Raw genomic sequence first — 19,735 nt, 5'->3', positions numbered from 1 at the left:
CCTACGGCCACCGGTAGATCGAGACGATCGATCCCTGTGGCACGGATACGCTTATCCCGGTTACGGTCCCAGTAGCGACCATGAGCCGAGCAGTACCCGAAGGCTGGCTGAAGACCGGCCGACGGGAGTACGAGAACCGGACCGTCGAAGTCGAGGTAAAGTTCCAGCCCACGCCGGACCGGAACGGCACCTTCGAGGTGTGGATCGTCGACGAGGAACGGGACGACTCGACCGCCGTCGACAACGTCCAGCCCTCCGAAACCGACGTCCGCGAACTGGCGAAAGACGTGATGGACTCCTTCACCGCGGGCTACGAGGCCGCCGTCGAGGACGGTACCGACGAGGACGCAGCGATCGAACGGGGTATCGAACGCGCCCTCACCGAGAACCGGGCCTGAAACCGGAGTCCGTACCGCGTCCGGAGCCGTCTCCCCACGGACGGTGCGGTGGATCGAACGGAAACGCCGAGCGCAGCGGCTGTCGAACCAAATTAACTATACCCCTCCGTACAGTCAACACGACCGACGGTTATGAAACTCGCTACAATCGGTGTCGGCAACGCCGGAAGCAAGGTCGTGGATCGGATGGTCGAGTTCGAATCCGAGACCAACCGGAACCTCTGTCGCCACGTCCATGCCATCAACACCGCCCGAACGGACCTCGCGAAGCCCGAATACATCCCCGAAGAGCAGCGCGTCCTGGTCGGCGATACGAACCAGAAATCGAAGGGCCACGGAGTAGGTGGAGACGTGGAGATCGGTGCCGAAGTCATGTCGGCGGATATCGACGAGATACGTCGTGCCTTCGACGACATCGAGATCCACAACGTCGATGCGATCCTCGTCGCCGCAGGCCTCGGTGGTGGTACGGGGAGCGGCGGCGGTCCGGTCGTCATCGACGCCCTCCAAGATATGTACGACGAACCGGTGTACGCCCTCGGTATCCTCCCCGGCGAGTACGAGGGTGGACGCCCGGCGCTGAACGCCGCCCGCTCCCTCCAGTCGTTCGTCAACAAGGTGGACAACTTCATCGGCTTCGACAACGACGCCTGGCGCGCCCGCGACCAGACGATCGAAGAGGGATACGAGGAGATGAACCGCGAGCTGGCAGCCCGGATCGTGACGCTGCTGGCAGCCGGTGAGACCGACGACACGGACGTCGCGGAGAACGCGATGGACTCGAGTGACATCATCCGAACGCTCGCCACCGACGGGGTGTCCTCGATCGGCTACGCCGCCACGGCGGTCGACGCACAGCCCGAAGGCCTGCTCGACAGGTGGGGCGGCGGCGGTGCCGACGACGACCCCCTCGACGACGCCAGCCAGGCGACGAAGATCAAGTCCCTCGTCCGCCGGGCGACCAACTCGCGGCTGACGCTACCGTGTGAGGTGTCGAGCGCCGAGCGGGTGCTCGTCGTCCTTTCCGGACCGCCAGAGGAATTCTCCCGAAAGGGGATCGAGAGTGCCCGCCAGTGGCTCGAACAGGAAGCCGAAACGGTCGAAGTACTCGTCGGCGACGATCCACGGGAGAAGTCATCACAGCTCGCGGCAGCCGTACTCCTCTCGAACGTCTCGGGTGCCTCCCGGATCGAGACGCTTCAGAACCAGGCCGTCGACGCGCAGGAACAGATCGCCGAACAGCAGGCGGCCCGCGAGGAAAAGATCAACGACCTGATCACCGACGAGAACGACGACCTCGACCCCGTCGTCTGAACCGTGTCTCGAACCGCACCCGCTCCGGCCCCGCAACGAGGGCAGCGATGAAACTCGCGCTGGTCGGCATCGGCGGTACCGGGAGCCGTCTCGTCGATACCATCCGCAGTATCGAGGCCGAGGGCGACCGACAACTGTGTTACGGGAACCTGATGACCGTCGATATCTCGCGAACGGTCGGCGACGAGTTCGATCACATCCCGCAGGAACAACACGTGACGATCGGCGACACACACCGCGAGGTCGAGGACGGCGTCGACGGCGACCAGGACCTGGCAGTCGAGATTGCCCGTACCGACTTTCCCGAGATACACCGTGCCCTCGACTCGATCACCATGCGCAAACTGGACGGGATGCTGGTCGTGACGAGCCTCGGCGGGGGCACCGGAAGCGGCGCCGGCGCCGTACTCGTCGAGCGGCTACAGGAGATGTACGACAAACCGGTGTACGTCCTCGGCGTCCTGCCGGGGGCGAACGACGGCGGCGAGGCGGCGTTGAACGCCGCTCGCTCGCTCCGGTCGATCGTACCGGCGGCCGACAGCACCCTCCTATTCGACAACGACCGATGGGTCGGCACCGAGGCCGAGGCCGCCGAAGATCCGTACGAGCCTGCGAACCGCGAACTGGCGTCCCGAGTCCTGAAGCTGTTCGCCAGGGACGACGCCGATCCCTCGTCGATCGGGGCGAACACCTTGGACTCCAGCGACATCATCCGTACGCTCTCGCCGGGGGGAGTCGCATCGATCGGCTATGCCGCAACCGAACTCGAGGACGGCGGCGGGTTTCTGTCGTGGCTCCGGTCGATCCTCGTCGGGAGCCGAGAGAACGAGACGACGGACGAGCGGACCGACGCGGGAAAGACCCAGAGCCTCGTCCGGCAATCGCTCAACTCACAGCTGACGCTGCCGTGTGAGGTGTCGAGCGCCGAGCGGGTGCTCGTCGTGCTGTCCGGTCCCCCGGACGAACTCTCCCGACGAGGCTTCGAAAGCGCCCGCCAGTGGCTCGAGGAGGAGACGGACACGGTCGAGGTACTCGCCGGCGACGACCCACGACCCGACTCGTCGACCGTCGCGGCCGTCGTGTTACTCGCAAACGTCACCGAGGTGCCCAGGATCGACGCGATACAGCAACAGGCGGTCGAATACGACCGCGATACTGACGAACTTCGGGCACCCGAAGAGTCGACCTGATCGCCCGGCCCGTCGACGGCCGACCACCGTCACCCCCCATCGTCGCGGGGTCGGACTGCGTTCGCGAACGTGACGAGAAGGCCCAGTCCCCACCCGATCGGGACGGCAAGCCCGGACCACATCCCCACGAACGCGATGCCCGATAAGTCGAACTGCTGTCGAATGACGGCACTGAGATCACCGACCACTAGGATATTGTCGAGGATCCACTCGGCCAACGACGTACTGCTCGGCAAGATGATCGCACCCAGCGTGGGCGAAAAGAGTGCAGCCGTCACGGGCGGGAGAAAGATCGCTGCGACGGCGAACGGATACGCCGCGAGAAGCGTCACCCGCCGACTACCGGCGCGGGCGGTTCCCCACGCGAGCCCGGCCGAGACCGTTGCGACCGCGCTTGCCGTGAGCACAGCCTTGAATCCGGCGGCCGGAAAACTCCCCCACGCCAGCGCCGTCAGCGCACTCCAGGCGACGGCCGCGACAGCGACGATAGCGAGCAATCCCAGCCCTGTCGCGACGCGATTGAGCCGTCGAGTCACGTATCGAATCCAAAACCCAACGACTGCGAAGGGATACACGCCGACGATCAGCACGGATCCCAGTACACTCCAGATCCAGAACGCGAGGCGACCCTGTGTCGTGCGGGGCCGCCACTGATTTCGAACCGGGTGGTTGGCCGAGTGCATCGAGAACAGAAGCTCACGCCAAGCAGTTAGCAGCCGGAAGAAATCGGCTCTGACCGCAGCGACGAGGTCGGATTCCGTCTGCATCGGTCCAAGATAGTCAATCGGATGGTTAACAGTTTTTGTTCGGCTGCGTCGGGCTGGTAGCCATCGCGTTATCCCCTCGTAGGCATCGAATCCGGGGTATCGGACTCAAACGCGCATGAGCGCCTCGATGCGAAGCACGAACGCAACCGTGAGCAGCGCATCGAAGGTGTCAAGCGCTGAGCCGAATACATCGAGTCCGAACCCCCCTGAGACGTGGGGACCACAGCAGAACGCAGTCGTCAACGACCAGCTCGATGCAGCCCAAAGCGTCCAGACGTCGGTTGCCCACCAGCAGCACGTAACGGATGTAGCGGCGGAGATCCTCGAAGCGAGCGACGAGTCCGACGACGATTCGGAGTAGTCGATCCCGTCCTGGAAAACTCCTCTCGATAATCGTACATAACGCCTCGGAATAAGAGGAGTCGCCAAGACGTAGTCGTCTTGGGCTTTAGGGGATCGTGTGAGAGCCAAGGGCCGGATTTGAACCGGCGATGGGCGGCTCTGCAGGCCGCTGCGTTAGGCCGGACTCTGCCACCTTGGCGCAGTCGGTAGTATCGGTGTCCGGCGCTTAAGCCTAGCGGTCGCCGGTCGCGTGATGTGTCCGGAACGGAGCGACCGGCCGTGCGTGGCGGTCGCTGGTCGACGTATGAAAGACGGCGAGCGACAGTGCCGTCGCTCGCCAACGTGAGTATGAGTGGTGAGGCGGCGAATCGGCACTCCCAGAGGGTCGCCCACTCCAGTACTGCCCGATACGCAGGCGGGCTTAACGTCCGTGTTCGGGATGGGTACGGGTGTTTCCCCGCCGCTCTGGCCGCCTTCATGCCGACCGACGGAATCGAACCGTCGCGATGCCAATGCCGGTAGGGTCCAACCGTACGTACGTGCGATCCAGTTAGCGCCTGGACCCGACAGTCAAATCGAATCGGGTCACAGTGCGAAATCCAATGAATGTGGCTCGGACTGTTAGTGCTCGCGGGCTGAACGTCTCGTTGCCTTGACGCGTACACCCCGAGTCTATCTAACTCGTCTTCTACGAGTGTCCTCGGTGGTACCTCTTTTCCAGGTGGGTTTCGAGCTTAGATGCGTTCAGCTCTTACCCCGTGGTGCGTGGCTGCCCGGCAACTGCCTTTTCAGACAACCGGTACACCAGTGGCACCCAGGCGGAGTTCCTCTCGTACTATACGCCTGTTCCCGTCAGGTACCTTCAACACCCCCAATAGATAGCAGCCGACCTGTCTCACGACGGTCTAAACCCAGCTCACGACCTCCTTTAATAGGCGAACAACCTCACCCTTGCCCGCTTCTGCACGGGCAGGATGGAGGGAACCGACATCGAGGTAGCAAGCCACTCGGTCGATATGTGCTCTTGCGAGTGACGACTCTGTTATCCCTAAGGTAGCTTTTCTGTCATCCACGGGTCCCATAAATGAACCTCGTGGGTTCGCTAGACCACGCTTTCGCGTCAGCGATCCTCGTTGGGAAGATCACTGTCAGGCCTCCTTGTGCTCTTGCGCTCTCTTCCGGGTTTCCGACCCGGATGAGGAGACCATCGGGCGCGCTCGATATCTTTTCGAGCGCGTACCGCCCCAGTCAAACTGCCCGGCTACCGGTGTCCTCCGCCAGGAGTGAGAGTCGCAGTCACTACCGGGTAGTATTTCAATGCTGGCTCGGTGGCCCGCTAGCGCGGGTACCTGTGTAATGCCTCCTACCTATGCTGCACAGTAGCGACCACGTCTCAGCGACAGCCTGCAGTAAAGCTCTATAGGGTCTTCGCTTCCCCTTGGGGGTCTCCAGACTCCGCACTGGAACGTACAGTTCACCGGGCCCAGCGTTGGGACAGTGGCGCTCTCGTTGATCCATTCATGCAAGCCGCTACTGAAGCGGCAAGGTACTACGCTACCTTAAGAGGGTCATAGTTACCCCCGCCGTTGACGGGTCCTTCGTCCGATTGTACTCGGTGTTCAGATACCCGCACTGGGCAGGATTCAGTGACCGTACGAGTCCTTGCGGATTTGCGGTCACCTATGTTGTTACTAGACAGTCGGAGCGCCCGAGTCACTGCGACCTGCTCTTCTCCAGAGCAGGCATCCCTTATTGCGAACGTACGGGACTAACTTGCCGAATTCCCTAACGCCGGTTGCTCCCGACGGGCCTTGCCTTTTGCCGGCAGAGCACCTGTGTCGGATCTCGGTACGATCACCACACTCGTCTTTTCACGGGCTCTAGGTACGACCGACTTGCGCTGTCTCGAGGGTCGTCCGCTTCCTGCCATTACGGCTTCCACGGATGTACTCGATTCGACCGGGCGAAAGCCCGGCTCGGTTGTCCCCAAAGCGTCGACTTTCAATGTGTGGCGGTGCTGGAATATTAACCAGCTTCCCTGTTGTCTCGGTCGAGTTACGGCGAGACTTAGGATCGACTAACCCTCGGCTGATTAGCAGTGCCGAGGAACCCTTGCTCGTAAGGCCGTCGGGTGTCACACCCGACTATCGCTGCTACTGTGACCAGGATTATCGTCACCACTCGGTCCACACGAAATCTCTCCCGTGCTTCCGCCCGAGCGGAGTGCCAGCCTACGCGATTGTCCTGTGACGGACACGGGTAGGTCTCGGTGGTGGATTTGAGCCCCGATCATTTTGGGCGCCCCGAACCTCGGCCGGTAAGCTGTTACGCTTTTCTTAGAGGGTAGCTGCTTCTAAGCTCACCTCCCGGCTGTCTAGGGCTCGGGACCACCTTCGATCGCACTTAATCCACACTTGGGGACCTTAACCTACCGCTGGGTTGTCTCCCTTACGGTGCACAGGCTTACCCCGCACACCGGACTCCCACCGTCTGTGGCGTCCGCAAGTTCGGAGTTCGACAGGATGGCCGACTCCTCTCGGAGGCGGGTCATCCAATCGGTCGCTCTACCTCGCGGACTACCTCAGGTGAGGTCATGCTTCGACATGTTTCGGCTGGAACCAGCTGTTGCCGGGTTCGATGGGCCTTTCACCCCTACGCATAGGTCACGGGAGGGTATTGTAGGACACCACCCCTAACGGGCCTCCACGTGCCTTTCGGTACGCTTCACCCTGCCCACGCGTAGATCACCCGGTTTCGGGTCGCATCCGCTTGACTCCCCGCGCTTGAACACGGTGGCCCTGGTCGTAAGACTGCGGCCGTATCGGTTTCCCTGTGCCTTCCTCGATGGTCGAGTTAGGCTCGCCAAGCAAATGCACTCCCTGGTTCGTTTTTCAAAACGCACGACGGAACATCGGCTTCCTTCGAGTCCTACTAACGGGTCGCCCCGTGTTCGTTTGTCGAAGGACCTTGTATGCCCCGTCGCTCGATCGCCAGCTGAGTTCAGGCTCTATTTCAGTTCCCTTCTCGGGATACTTTTCAGCGTTCGCTCACGCTACTTGTTCGCTATCGGTCTCGAGGAGTGTTTAGTCTTCCCAGTTGATGCCTGGGACGTTCACGAGGAATATCCAATCCCCGCTACTCTGGGACTGATTCCCATCGTACTGCAGCCCGATACGGGGCTGTCACCCTGTATCGCGCTCCGTTTCAGGAGACTTCTCGGGTTGGGTCGGATGTTGAAGATCAGCCCGACACCACATGTCTCGTAAGAGATTCGGTTTGGACTGGCCCGCGTTCACTCGCGGTTACTGACGGGATCGCGGTTTGCGTTCTGTTCCTGCTCCTACTGAGATGTTTCAATTCGGAGCGTTCCCCATTGCGCGAAGCAATTGCGAGGGGATTCCCATTCGGAAATCCTCGGTTCTTTCCCTCCATGCGGGTCCCCGAGGCTTATCGCAGCTTGGCACGTCCGTCGTCGGCTCTCGAGCCGAGCCATTCACCAGCTGGCACAGTAGCCAGATTGATGGTTTGTCACACTAGTGACCCGGTTTGACTGTCGGGTCCAGTGGACGCCTGGATCGCACGTACATACGGTCTCATTACGCTCTCGTGGATGCGAGCGCGTTCGACCCTTCCCATCCGCGCTTTCGCGGGATGGTGCATCGGTCTTGCGTGACTCAACCGAGCGCCGTCGTGCACTTAAGGCGTGCGATTCGGGCGTCGGGTGAGTCGGCATGGACCCGCTGGGATTCGAACCCAGGGCGTCCTCCTTGCAAAGGAGGTGCTCTACCGCTGAGCTACGGGCCCGGTCTCCGTGGAGGAGACGCGAGACGAGACGTGTGAGCCTTGGTGGTTCTACGGCGCCCGGTCGGCCCGGTGGCCGAACCGTGGACGGCAGTGGACGTGGTGGGCCATCCCGGAGGGATGGTCCCGATCAGTAGGAGGTGATCCAGCCGCAGATTCCCCTACGGCTACCTTGTTACGACTTAAGCCCCCTTGCGGAGCCCAGATTCGACCGAGGAACTCGGCCTCATCCGGACCCCACTCGGGTGCTTTGACGGGCGGTGTGTGCAAGGAGCAGGGACGTATTCACCGCGCGCTGCTGACACGCGATTACTACCGAATCCAGCTTCATGAGGGCGGGTTTCAGCCCTCAATCCGAACTACGACCGAGTTTAGGAGATTACCGTCCTCTTTCGAGGTTGGAACCCATTGTCTCGGCCATTGTAGCCCGCGTGTAGCCCAGCACATTCGGGGCATACTGACCTACCGTTGCCCGTTCCTTCCTCCGTGTTGGCCACGGCAGTCCTCCTAATGTACCCACCCGGGCGAACCCGGTGCTGGCAATTAGGAGTGCGGGTCTCGCTCGTTGCCTGACTTAACAGGACGCCTCACGGTACGAGCTGACGGCGGCCATGCACCTCCTCTCAACAGCTCTGACAAGGTCATCAACCTGATCGTCATTGCTGTTGTCGATGCTGGTGAGATGTCCGGCGTTGAGTCCAATTAAACCGCAGGCTCCTCCGGTTGTAGTGCTCCCCCGCCAATTCCTTTAAGTTTCATCCTTGCGGACGTACTTCCCAGGCGGTCTGCTTAGCGGCTTCCCTACGGCACAACACCCGCTCGTAGCGGGAGTCACACCTAGCAGACATCGTTTACGGCCAGGACTACCCGGGTATCTAATCCGGTTCGAGACCCTGGCTTTCGTCCCTCACCGTCGGATCCGTCTTCCCGAAGTGCTTTCGCCATCGGCGGTCCGTCCAGGATTACGGGATTTCACTCCTACCCAAGACGTACCCTTCGGGTCTTCCGGTCCCAAGCCACACAGTTTCCACCGGACGCCCGCCAGTTGGGCTGGCGGATTTCCCGATGGACTTGCGTGGCCGGCTACGAACGCTTTAGGCCCAATAAGATCGGCCATCACTCGAGCTGCCGGTATTACCGCGGCGGCTGGCACCGGTCTTGCCCAGCTCTTATTCCAGTACCTCCCTACGGTACTGAAAAGCGAGGACTGTATGCCCTCGCACTCGGGGTCCCCTTATCGCACTCGCGTGCAGTGTAAAGGTTTCGCGCCTGCTGCGCCCCGTAGGGCCCGGAATCTTGTCTCAGATTCCGTCTCCGGGTTCTTGCTCTCACAACCCGTACCGATTATCGGCACGGTGGGCCGTTACCCCACCGTCAACCTAATCGGCCGCAGCCACGTCCTACAGCGTCGGAACGTTTGCGCGTCCCGGCATTCCAGCGTGGGACGGGTATGAACTATTAGCCTCAGTTTCCCGAGGTTATGGTTCTCTGTAGGGTGGTTTGGCCACGTGTTACGGAGCTATTCGCCACGAGTGTAAACTCGTACGACTAGCATGGCTAAATCGGACCCCGATAGCAATGGCCTCCGGCAGGATCAACCGGAATGGGCTCACTCTTGCGAGTGAGGGGTGGCGGGAAACGTAATGTTTCCGCGTCGTGTAGACCACTGAGGTCCGTGGTTCGGGTCACCGAATCGACCGGGTGACACCGAACCACCAAGGCTCACATCAGATTCCGGCTTACGGCGGACCGCAGGGGTGGAATCCTCATGTTTCGTTCGGACCTGAACCGAGGAGGGCGACCCACATAAGCCCGTTGATCGGGCCCGGGAATCGCCCGGTCGGTCTGACCGGTCCGAGTGAGGCCGAGGGCACCGTCGCCCTCGCCCTTCGCATCACAACCGAACCCCCTCATACACTTAAGGGCGTCGGAAGCGTTCCGCCGCCGGCCGCCGATTTCGGATCGTTCGGATCGGGTCCGAACGTCGAATCGGCGCCGACGACGTGCGTACTACTGTGGAGGCGGGTGGTATAAATAAGGCCGTCGAAGTGGAGCCGCATCGTCAGTCGATTACACGGCACCGTGTCACGAACGTGGTCGTCGAGAGGACGTAGAATGTCGCGCGGCTGGAGACCGGTCGGTCATCCCCCGCGCGTACGGGTGGTCCCGCCGGGGAGCGGCCGCGCGCAGGGACGTGATCGGCGAGCGAACAAAGCCCTGTCGGCACTCGTCGCCCCCGCTCGCCGGCGTGGTCGGCGTCACTCCTCGAGGTGTTCGATACCCTTCTTCGAGACGTTCCCCTTCGTGATCTCCTCGCCCATCCAGTCGGGTTTGTCGTCCGGCGCCTCCTGTTCCCAGGCCCACGCCTCGAAGATGTGGACCTTGTCGGTCCCCTTCTCCCGGAGTCGGATCTCCTCGGCCTCCGCCTCGGCTTTCTCCTCCGAATCCGCCGGTTCGAGGCGACGTGCTGCCTTCAGTGCCGCCTGCCGGGGCATGTTCCCGGAGAACACGCTGTCCTCCTCACCCTCCTCGCGCATCACGAAGTTCCGCTTACCGTCCTCTCGTACCATGATTTTGGACCTCTATGGGAATCGAACACATGACACAACATAAATATACCGGCAAATCGGGTGCCCTGACGGGTTTCGGCGGCTACTATTCGGCCGAACTGCCCACGAATCCGCTCCGGCTGTCACCGTCGGCCGGTAGACAACACTTATGTGTGTCCTGTGGCGAAAGGGGGCTAGACACCCCCGATGGTCCGGAAAAAGAAGCTCAGTCCAAGCGGCGCCAAGGACGAGAACGGCGAGTACCACAACGTCCACGTCAATCTACACGAAGACGAACTCGCCGTGGCCGGGATGGACATCGGCGACGAAGTGTTCGTTCGGGTTCGTGATGGGAAGATCATCATCCAGAAGGCCGATCCGGACGACGTGGAACACGATTTCTGAACCGATGACCGACATCGACGGCAACGGAAGGACGGGGCGATGAGGGCCTACGACCTGTGTAAGCCGCTCCTGTTCGCGCTGCCCGCGGAGACGGCACACCGGGCCACGCACCGACTGCTCCACGCCGCCCAGGGAACGAGCGTCGAGGACCGCCTCCGGGGACGGTACGTCGTCGACGACGACCGCCTGCGGACCGAGGCGTTCGGACTCGACTTCGACAACCCGGTCGGGGTCGCCGCCGGCTTCGACAAGAACGCCGAACTGCCGTCGATCCTGACGGCGCTCGGGTTCGGCCACGTCGAGGTCGGCGGCGTCACGGCCGAACGGCAACCGGGCAACGCCCGACCGCGGCTCTTTCGGCTCCCCGAGGACGGCGCACTGATCAATCGGATGGGGTTCAACAACGAGGGCGCCGACCGGATCGGCGCGCGACTCGCGACCGCCGACCTGCCCGACGCCCCCGTCGGGATCAACATCGGCAAGTCGAAGTCGACGCCCCTGGCCGACGCGGCCGACGACTACCGCTACACCTACGACCGGGTCGCCGACGCAGGCGACTACTTCGTCGTGAACGTCTCCAGTCCGAACACCCCCGGCCTGCGCGAACTCCAGCACCGCGAGTCGTTGGAGCGCATCCTCGGCGGCCTCGTCGACGCCGGCGCCGCACCGCTGTTGGTGAAACTCTCCCCGGATCTGGCGGGCCCGGCCATCGACGAGGCGCTGGCAGTCGTCGACGACCTGGACCTGGACGGAGTGGTCGCGACCAACACCACCGTCGACCGTCCGGACGGCCTGCAGAACCCGAACCGGGCGGAACGGGGCGGCCTCTCGGGCAAGCCCATCGAGGAGCGCGCGACCGGGATGGTCGGGTTCATCGCCGAGCGGACCGACGTCCCGGTCGTCGGCGTCGGCGGGATCACCGACGCCGAAGGCGCGTACCGGAAGATCCGTGCGGGCGCGAGCGTCGTTCAGTTGTACACGGGACTGGTCTACGAGGGGCCGAGCCTCGCTCACGATATCAATCGCGGACTGTGCGACCTGTTGGAACGGGACGGCTTCGACTCCGTCGAGGCGGCCGTCGGCGCCGACCTGTGATCAGTTCCGGACGATGACGACCGTCTCGCCCGCCTCGACCATCTCGCCGTCGCCGGTGTACCGCCGTTCCGCTTCGAGTTCGAACATTTCGGGGTCGAGTTCGACGTCCGCGGCGTGCAGGTGGCCGTCGACGACCTCGTAGTCGCCGTCGGCGATGGCCGCCTCGATGTCCGAGACGCGGTTCCCGAACTCGGGACCGACCAGGGAGTAATCGAGGTCGACGCCGGTCACGACCGACTCGACCGGCGGGTCCTCGGCGACGGACTCCAGTTCGTCGACGTGCATGACCCGTCGGATGTCCTCGGCGAAGGCCGCCACGTCGCCGTAGACCCGCACCGCGTCCACGTCGGCGTTCATCGACAGCTGGTGGTCGGTCTTGTACTTCCGCAGGGCGGCGACGACAGACATCGCCCGCTCCCCGGCCGCGAGGTCGGCCTCCACGCCCAGCGGTTCGGGCCAGTCGGCCGTGTGGACGCTGCCCTCGCTGTACATGTCGCGCCACAGCTCCTCGGTGACGTGTGCGAGGATCGGGGCGAACAGCTTACAGAACCGCCGGTGGGCGACCTGGAGCGTGTACGCCGCCGAGGGATCGTCGCCGTCGTGCAGGCGCTGTTTAGCGATCTCGAGGTAGTCGTCACAGAACGTGTGCCAGAAGAACGAGCGGAGGCTGTCCCGGGCCTTCGAGAACTCCCGACGCTCGAAATGCTCGGTGACGGTCTCGATCCGGTCGTCGAGTTCCGCGAGCATCCAGCGATCGATCTCGCGGAGGTCCGGCCGCCCGAGTCGCTTCTCGGGGGTGAGGTCATCGACGAGTTTCGACGCGTTCCAGAGCTTGCGCATGAGGCGCTCGCCCGCACGCAGTCCCTTCTCCTTGTACGGCAGGTCGTCGCCGACGGCGCTCCCGGCGGCCCAGTAGCGGGCAGCGTCGACCGGGAACTCCTCCAGCACCTCGTCGGGCGCGACGACGTTGCCCTTCGATTTCGACATCTTCTCCCTGTTCTCGTCGAGCACCATCCCGTTGATCATGACGCTCTCGAAGGGTACCTCGCCGGTGTGTTCGTAACACTTCACGACGGTGTGGAACAGCCAGAAGGAGATGATGTCGTGACCCTGCGGGCGCACGTCCATCGGATAGAGTTCGGGGCGCTCGATCTCCATCTCGCCCGCCTCGTCGTTCCACTCCCAGCCGGCGTTGATCAGCGGCGTCAGCGAGGAGGTAGCCCACGTGTCGAAGACGTCGTCCTCGGGGACGAACGTCTCACAGCCACACTCCGGACAGTCGTCGACCGGTGGGTCGTCCGAGAGGGGATCGACCGGCAACTGCTCGCGGTCGGCCATCACCTCGGTGTCGCAGGCCTCACAGTACCACACCGGGAACGGGATGCCCGACGACCGCTGGCGGGAGATGGCCCAGTCCCACTGGAGCCCCTCGATCCAGTTTTTGTACCGTGTGAACATCTTCTCGGGGAACCAGTCCATCGACCGCCCGGCTTCGAGGTACTCCTCGGTCTTGTCGAGCAGTTTGACGTACCACTGCTCGGTGACGAGGAATTCGACTTCCGTCCCGCAGCGCTCGTGGACGTTGACGACGTGGGAGATGGGCCAGCGGTCCAGGAGCGCCCCGGCGTCGTCGAGGTCGGCGACGATGGCCTCGCGGGCCTCGTCGGCCGAGAGACCTTCGTACGTCCCGGCCACGTCGGTCATCGTTCCCGACTCGTCGATGGCGATCCGCAGGTCGAGGTCGTGGGCCTGGTACCACTCGATGTCGTTCTGATCGCCGAACGTACAGCACATCACGACCCCCGATCCCGTCTCCATGTCGACGCGTTCGTCCGCGATGATCGGAACGGTCTGCCCGAAGAGTGGAATCTCGGCCTCCTCGCCGACGAGATACTGGTTCTCGTCGTCGTCGGGGTGGACGAAGACCGCCACGCAGGCCGGCAGGAGTTCGGGCCGGGTCGTGGAGATGGTGAAAGTCTCGTCGCGCCCCGCCACCTCGAACGCGATGTCGTGGAAGTGGGAATCCTGTTCGGAGTCCTCCATCTCGACCTGCGAGATGGCCGTCTCGCAGTCCGGACACCAGATGGCGGGGGCCCGCTGGCGGTACTCCCGACCCTGCTCGTAGAGGTCGATGAAGGAGAGCTGGGAGATACGTTGGACCCGCGGCTCGATGGTCTGGTAGGTCTCGGTCCAGTCGATGGAGATGCCGAGCGCCTGCATCTTCTCCGTGAAGTCCGCCTCGTATTTCGCACAGACGCCGCGACACATCTCCTGGAAGACGTCGCGGTCGTACTCCTGGTGTTGCACCTCGAGTTCGCCCTCGGCGAGGCGTTCGGAGGCGATGCCGTTGTCGTCGTAGCCGAACGGGAAGAACACGTCGTTGCCCTGCATCCGGTTGTACCGGGCGACGAAGTCCTGCAGGGTGAAGCCGTAGACGTGGCCCCAGTGGAGGCTCCCGGAGACCGTCGGCGGCGGCGAGTCGATGGAGAAGACGGTGTCCGGATCTACTGCCCCCTCGCCATCGTAGGCGTAGAGATCCTCCTCGACCCACCGCTCCTGCCACTGTCGTTCGACCGTCTCCGGGTCGTATTCTCCGCTCGGCATTGCTCGCGTGACGCTACCGGAGTGACCGATGTTAAACGCCTCGGTTAGGCCGGCTCGACGGGATGGACACCCCCGGCGTCGACGAACACCGACGGCGACGTCATCGTCGGCGTGGTCGGCGAGCCGGGTCCCGCGCGAAACGTCGCGGAGCTCGAACGCCTCGGCGTCGATATCGAACGGTATTGAGCTACGCCAGCGCGTCCAGCCGGAACTCGAAGGCCGCCACGGGCAACTCCAAGTCGTGTTCGACGAGCACGCGCGGGTGTACCTCGCCGATCACGCCGACGGTCTCGCCGTCGATCACTACCTCGGCCGCGCGGCCGTCGATGAACGTCGGATGGGTCGTCGCGGGGGTCGACAGGTCGGCGTCGAAGTCGTGACACAGCGCCGCCAGCCGCGCCTTGGCGTCCTCGTAGGTGGCGTCGTTGCGGGCCACCACGCCCGCGACGGTACGACGCTCGGCGACGCCGGTGTTCTCGCCGTCGTCGGCGACGGCGGCCAGCCCGACCTCCGCGAGGTCCTGCGGGTAGGCCCGGTGGGTGTTGTTCTCGAGGACCATCAGTAGGGAGGGGAGCGCCCACGTCCGGAGCATCGTGTAGTCCTCGCTGTACGGCTCGGTGATGGTGACCGGCTCGCCCCCGCCGACGACGTCGGTCCCGGAGTCGACGCCCATCCGGTCGTAGTTCTCGGCCTCGGAGATCATATGGAAGTTGAGCAGGTCCTCGAAGCCCAGGCCGACGAGCGAGGTGCGGACCGCAGCCTCGTGGACCGAGCGCTCGTGTCGACCGCCGACGGTCGCGACGTCGGGATAGGTGGGATCGAGGTCGTTGAACCCGTAGGCCCGCCCCACGTCGTCGATCAGGTCGAGCGGGTGGAGGACGTCCGTGCGGTACGGCGGGATCGACACCTCGTAGGTGACGCCCGCGTCGGCGTCCGACGGCTCGGCGCCGAGCCCCGAGCGCTCGAACAGGTCGACCGTCTCCTCGACCGAGAGGTCGACGCCGAGCATCCCCTCGATGCGCTCGTGGGCGACGGTCTTTTCGTCCACCTCGAAGTCCGGGCGGACCAGCCGGCCGTCGGCGTACTCGACCTCGACCTCCTCGACGGTCGCACCGCGCGCGTCGAGCGCGTAGCAGATGACGTTGCACATCCGGTCGATGGTCCACTGGTCGGTCCCCGTGAGCTCGACGAACAGCTCGCGGGAGTCGGTGGACACCTCGGTCCGGCGGCCGTTGATCACCGGCGGGAACGAGAACAGGCCGATATCGTCGTAGATCGCCGGATAGCGGTCGTACTCCTCGACCAGCGAGGCGTAGGTCTCGCCGGTGGGGTGGTCCTCGAGGACGTCGGCCGGGGTCATCTCCCGGTCGGAATCGAGGGGGACGAACCGGTCGCCATCGGGGGCGACCCCGCGGTAGGTGATGGAGTTGCCGCCGTCTTCGCCGTGGGCCGCGCCTTTCAGCATCGTCAGGTCGTGGATGCCGATGGCGCCCTTGGCGCGCTTGCGACCCATCGTCGCGTGGAGCTTCTCCTGGAGCTGGATCAGGGAGTCGAGGGCGTCGTCGTCCAGGTCGACGCCGCGGATCACCGCGCCCGTGACGTAGGGGCGCTCGTCGGGCGTCGAGTCGTCTACGACGATCGTCCAGTCGGGGTCGTTCGTGTTCGGGACGTAGACGCCGCGGTCGTCGCCGTACTGGTAGCGCAGCGAGCGGGCGACCCCCTCGACGGAGAGGCGGTCGAGGCGGTCGGGGCCGAACTCCAGTTGGAGCTTTCCGTCCTCCGTCTCGCCCTCGAACTCCAGTCCGAGGGCGAACAGGTCCTCCTTGAGCGCCTCGTCGCTCTTCTCGTCGTGACCCGTCAGCTGCCGGAGTTCGTCGGGGTCGACGTCGACGACCGGCATCAGTGCAACACCTCCGTGTTCCGCAGGAGGTCGAGGTCACAGAGCGTCCCGTGGACGTCGCGGATGTCGTCGAAGCCGTACATGAGCATCAGGAGTCGTTCGAGCGCCAGTCCCCAGGCCATCACGTCACACTCGACGCCGAGAGGCCGGAGGACCTCCTCGCGGAACATCCCGCTGTTGCCGATCTCGATGAGCTCCCCGGTCTCGGGGTGGGTGCCGAACAGTTCGAAGGACGGCTCGGTGTAGGGGTTGTAATGTGGCTTGAACTGCAGGTCGGTGATCCCGAACTGCTGGTAGAACTCCTCGAAGGTGCCCATCAGGTCCCGCACCGAGAGGTCCTCGGCCATCACCCAGCCCTCGATCTGGAAGAACTCGAGCAGGTGGGTCGGATCGAGCGTGTCGTTGCGATACACCTTCTCGACGCTGAAGAAGCGCTCCGGAGGTTCGAGGTCGCCGATCTCGTTGCCCGAGAGATAGCGCATGGACAGCGAGGTGGTGTGACCCCGGAGGTCGACCTCGCGGGCGACCTCCTCGGTCCACGGGGAGTGGTACCCCTGCCCGTCGTCGCCGACGCCCTCGAGGTGGGCCGAGCGGACGCGATCCAGCAGGTCCTCGGGGATGTCCCGCATCGGCGGCACGTCGAGCGCGAACTGGTCCCAGTGGGTGCGCGCCGGGTGGTCCTGTGGCATGAACAGACAGTCGTTGATCCAGAACTCCGCGTCGGCGTGGGGACCGTCCATCTCCCGGAAGCCCATCCCGACGAGGGTGTCCTTCACGCGCTCGGCGGTCTGTCGGAGGATGTGGACCTTGCCGCCACGCTCCGCGGGGGCGTCGGCCTCGACGTTGTAGTCGGCGAACTCGGCGTCGCGCCACTCGCCGGAGGCGAGCATCTCGGGGGTGAGGCGGTCGACCGTCTCGGCCGCCTCGACGCCCTCCATCAGCGCGGTCACGCCCTCGTCGGTGAGGACGACCGAGCGGACGGCCCGCTCCCGCCGGTCGACGAGTCCGCGCCGGACGAGTTGATCGAGCGCATCGGACGCCTCGACCGACTCGCCGGCCTGCGGCCGGCTTCCCGAGGAGCGTGGCTCCTCGCCATCGACGAGCGACGCGAGCGCCGTCGCCTCCGGGTCGGCGTCAGGGTCGGCGTCCGGGTCGGCCGTGATCTCGCCCGAGTCGACGTCGCCGTACCCCTTGCGGGCGTAGTTGGCGAGGGCGATGTCCACCTCGGGGCCGTCGAGGTCCGCCGCGCCGATGACCTCGCCGAGCGAGACGGCGGCGTCGTCGGCCCCGGCCGAGAGCGCGGCGCGGTAGAGGCGGACCTCGGGGAGGCCGGCCTCGGCGTACGTCTCGCCCTCGTCGGACACCTCGTGGGAGACGGTTTCGGCGGTCGACACCGCGACCAGTCCCGCATCCTCGAGGTCGAAGGCGGCGCCGGTCACCGTCTCCGGTTTCAGCCCCGTCTCCTCGCTCAACCGTTCGATCGTCAGTTCCTCCGTCGCGCTCGCGGCTTCCAACACCGCGACCTGTGAGTCCGGGAGTCGCATTCTTGTTCACGTGCATCCGAGCCGGTCAGTTAGGGGTTCCGAAGCGTTGCCCGCCGAGCGGGCCGATTTCGTCCGCCCGCCGCGGGCGGAGTCCGCCGGCCACCGTCTCAGAGGGCGAAAAAGAAGCCGAACCCGGACGCGGTCGCTTCGCGGGCGAGCGTGTCGGTCGTGGCGGGTTCGGTCGCCATACCCGTTCGATTCGGGCCGTGGGGCAAAAGCGTTCTGCAAGCCGGGGCGCCGGTCAGTGGCCGTCGCCGGGCACGCCGCGACGGTCGGCGTCGAGGTCGATATCCAGGTCGTCGAGCAGGTCCGCAACCTCCGCGCGTTTCTCCTGGTGGTCTTCGAGGAACTCGCGCATGAGTTCGGCGGCCTGCTCCTTGCAGCCGCCACAAAGCCGCTCGCCGCCGACACACTCCTCGTACACCTCGGTCGCGAACTCGTCGTCGTCGCCCGCGAGCAGGTAGGCGTACAGTTCGTAGACGGGACACTCGTCGGCCTCGCCGCCGAGTTCGCGCTGCTTTTCGGCCGTCTCCCGGCCGCCCGTCGTCGCCGCCTTCACCTTGTCGTAGCCGTCCTCGGGGTCGTCGAGCAGGGAGATGTGGGAGGCGGGTACCGACGACGACATCTTCCCGCCGGTCAGCCCGGTCATGAACCGGTGGTAGATGGATGAGGGCGGCAGGAAACCGAAGCCGCCGTGGTCGACCTCCACCTCGCGGGCCAGTTCCTCGGCGGCCGCGCGGTCCATGTCGAAGGCGTCGACGTGTTCGTCGTAGCGGCGCTTCTCGCCCGGCACCGCCTCGATCAGGGCGTCGAAGGCCGCGTCGGTGGCGTTGCGGTCGAGGAAGCGAACGCGGGGGCGGAGCGGTTCCTTGCCGGCCTCCCGGAGTTTCTCGATGGCGGCGTCGCGGTCGGCGTCGGGCGCCATCTCGGCGTCGAGCCAGTCGGCGGCGTCCACACAGCGCACGGGGGCGTCCGAATCGTCGGACAGAGCGGCGTACGCCGCCGCCAGGTGGTCGCGCTCGCCGGCGTCGGCCTCGAAGGAGGCGTACGCCTCGGTCACCTTGAAGTAGCGCATCCGGGCGGCCACGTCCCGCGCGAGGCGCATGTGTGGGTCCTGGTCCGGCCCGACGGGGATGACCGTCGGCTTCGGCTCCTCCAACTGGGGGTAGAGGATGTCCGCCATCTGCGTGACCACCGACTGCATGTGGGAGACGGAGGTCTCGCCGTCGAAGCCGTAGATGCCCTCGAACTCCGCGAAGCGAGCGTTCGATCCGAGTTCGAACGCGAGGTCCTGCACCTCGCGGTTGGTCGACTGCCGGTAGAGTTCGCCCTCCTCGGGGTCGAAGCCGAGCGCGAGCAGGGAGAGCAGGTAGTCGCGGGCGTGTTCGTCGATCTCGTCCCACGAGAGGCCGCGGGCGCTGTGGGCCTCGAGGTCGGCGATCAGGCCGTAGGCGTCGGCACCCCGCTCCTGGTGCCAGATGATCTCGTCGAAGACGAGTTTGTGGCCGATGTGGGGGTCGCCGGTGGGCATGAAGCCCGAGAGGACGGCCGCGTCCTCGCCCTCGCGGAGCGCCCGGGCCACGGGGCGGTAGTCGCGATGGCCGAAGATGACGCCCCGGCGCATCAGGTAGTGGGGTTCGGGCACCTCGCCGAGCACCTCGTCGAAGGCCTCGATGCCGAACTCCTCGAACAGCTTGCGGTAGTCGGAGACGGTGGAGGAGCCCCAGGGGTCGAGCGCCACGTCGTCCGCGCCGCTTGCGGTGTCGCTCCCGCCGTCGGTCGCCTGAGTCGAGTCCGCCGTGTTCTCCGGGTTGTCTCGTGTCATG

At 64.7% G+C, this 19,735-nt stretch carries 11 protein-coding genes, 2 tRNA genes, 3 rRNA genes and 1 pseudogene; 6 read left to right on the top strand and 11 right to left on the bottom strand.

The window, feature by feature from the left end; all coding sequences use genetic code 11:
- The first annotated feature begins 80 nt into the window (after positions 1-80).
- The 3 genes from NO364_RS16240 to NO364_RS16230 all read left to right on the top strand — a co-directional run bounded on the left by NO364_RS16240 (position 81) and on the right by NO364_RS16230 (position 2,902).
- Complete coding sequence (locus tag NO364_RS16240; protein ID WP_257628039.1) at positions 81-398, top strand: hypothetical protein; 318 nt, start codon at positions 81-83, stop codon at positions 396-398.
- Between the two features lie 132 nt (positions 399-530).
- Positions 531-1,712 carry a tubulin/FtsZ family protein gene (locus tag NO364_RS16235; protein ID WP_157689891.1) on the top strand — a complete coding sequence of 394 codons (1,182 nt, stop codon included), beginning with the start codon at positions 531-533 and terminating at the stop codon, positions 1,710-1,712.
- Between the two features lie 47 nt (positions 1,713-1,759).
- Positions 1,760-2,902: a tubulin/FtsZ family protein gene (locus NO364_RS16230; protein ID WP_157689892.1), complete on the top strand. Its 1,143-nt coding sequence runs from the start codon at positions 1,760-1,762 to the stop codon at positions 2,900-2,902.
- A gap of 29 nt (positions 2,903-2,931) precedes the next feature.
- On the opposite strand, the gene NO364_RS16225 is transcribed toward NO364_RS16230, so the two are convergent.
- Complete coding sequence (locus tag NO364_RS16225) at positions 2,932-3,492, bottom strand: hypothetical protein (protein WP_233255224.1); 561 nt, start codon at positions 3,490-3,492, stop codon at positions 2,932-2,934.
- Positions 3,493-3,753: 261 nt separating this feature from the next.
- On the opposite strand from NO364_RS16225, the pseudogene NO364_RS16220 reads away from it, so the two are divergent.
- A pseudogene (locus tag NO364_RS16220) lies at positions 3,754-4,030 on the top strand (DUF8150 family protein).
- 104 nt (positions 4,031-4,134) lie between these two features.
- On the opposite strand, the gene NO364_RS16215 reads toward NO364_RS16220, so the two are convergent.
- From NO364_RS16215 to NO364_RS16190, 6 genes are all read right to left on the bottom strand, one after another.
- Positions 4,135-4,210 (bottom strand) — tRNA-Cys (locus tag NO364_RS16215).
- Positions 4,211-4,366: 156 nt separating this feature from the next.
- A 5S ribosomal RNA gene (gene rrf / locus NO364_RS16210) occupies positions 4,367-4,488 on the bottom strand.
- 126 nt (positions 4,489-4,614) lie between these two features.
- Positions 4,615-7,532: ribosomal RNA gene (locus NO364_RS16205) — 23S ribosomal RNA — on the bottom strand.
- Positions 7,533-7,743: 211 nt separating this feature from the next.
- A tRNA-Ala gene (locus tag NO364_RS16200) sits at positions 7,744-7,815 on the bottom strand.
- A gap of 132 nt (positions 7,816-7,947) precedes the next feature.
- Positions 7,948-9,417: ribosomal RNA gene (locus tag NO364_RS16195) — 16S ribosomal RNA — on the bottom strand.
- The 16S, 23S and 5S rRNA genes sit together here with 2 tRNA genes alongside, the layout of an rRNA operon.
- 653 nt (positions 9,418-10,070) lie before the next feature.
- Positions 10,071-10,382: a non-histone chromosomal MC1 family protein gene (locus NO364_RS16190; RefSeq protein WP_157689894.1), complete on the bottom strand. Its 312-nt coding sequence runs from the start codon at positions 10,380-10,382 to the stop codon at positions 10,071-10,073.
- Positions 10,383-10,568: 186 nt separating this feature from the next.
- Here NO364_RS16190 and NO364_RS16185 point away from each other — a divergent pair, with 186 nt between their 5' ends.
- Positions 10,569-10,766 (top strand): hypothetical protein, encoded by a 198-nt coding sequence (locus NO364_RS16185; protein WP_049937926.1) that lies wholly within the window; start codon positions 10,569-10,571, stop codon positions 10,764-10,766.
- A gap of 39 nt (positions 10,767-10,805) precedes the next feature.
- Complete coding sequence (locus tag NO364_RS16180; RefSeq protein ID WP_157689895.1) at positions 10,806-11,861, top strand: quinone-dependent dihydroorotate dehydrogenase; 1,056 nt, start codon at positions 10,806-10,808, stop codon at positions 11,859-11,861.
- Here the strand turns inward: NO364_RS16180 and NO364_RS16175 are convergent, their stop codons facing one another.
- The 4 genes from NO364_RS16175 to NO364_RS16160 all read right to left on the bottom strand — a co-directional run bounded on the left by NO364_RS16175 (position 11,862) and on the right by NO364_RS16160 (position 19,734).
- Entirely contained in the window at positions 11,862-14,465 is a 2,604-nt protein-coding gene (locus tag NO364_RS16175; RefSeq protein WP_257628038.1) for a valine--tRNA ligase, read from the bottom strand. It abuts the gene before it with no gap.
- Between the two features lie 187 nt (positions 14,466-14,652).
- Positions 14,653-16,365, bottom strand: coding sequence for a phenylalanine--tRNA ligase subunit beta (gene pheT / locus NO364_RS16170; RefSeq protein ID WP_257628037.1), 1,713 nt, complete (start codon positions 16,363-16,365; stop codon positions 14,653-14,655).
- Entirely contained in the window at positions 16,365-17,909 is a 1,545-nt protein-coding gene (pheS, locus tag NO364_RS16165; protein WP_257628036.1) for a phenylalanine--tRNA ligase subunit alpha, read from the bottom strand. Before pheS ends, pheT begins: the two co-directional genes overlap by 1 nt.
- Positions 17,910-18,150: 241 nt before the next feature.
- The gene (locus NO364_RS16160) at positions 18,151-19,734 is read right to left on the bottom strand and encodes a tryptophan--tRNA ligase (protein ID WP_157689899.1); all 1,584 of its coding nucleotides are present in this window, start codon (positions 19,732-19,734) and stop codon (positions 18,151-18,153) included.
- Position 19,735: the final 1 nt, after the last annotated feature.

This window comes from Haloplanus salinarum, from assembly GCF_024498175.1.
GTDB lineage: Archaea > Halobacteriota > Halobacteria > Halobacteriales > Haloferacaceae > Haloplanus > Haloplanus salinarum.
This window is presented reverse-complemented; position numbering and strand designations above follow the sequence as displayed.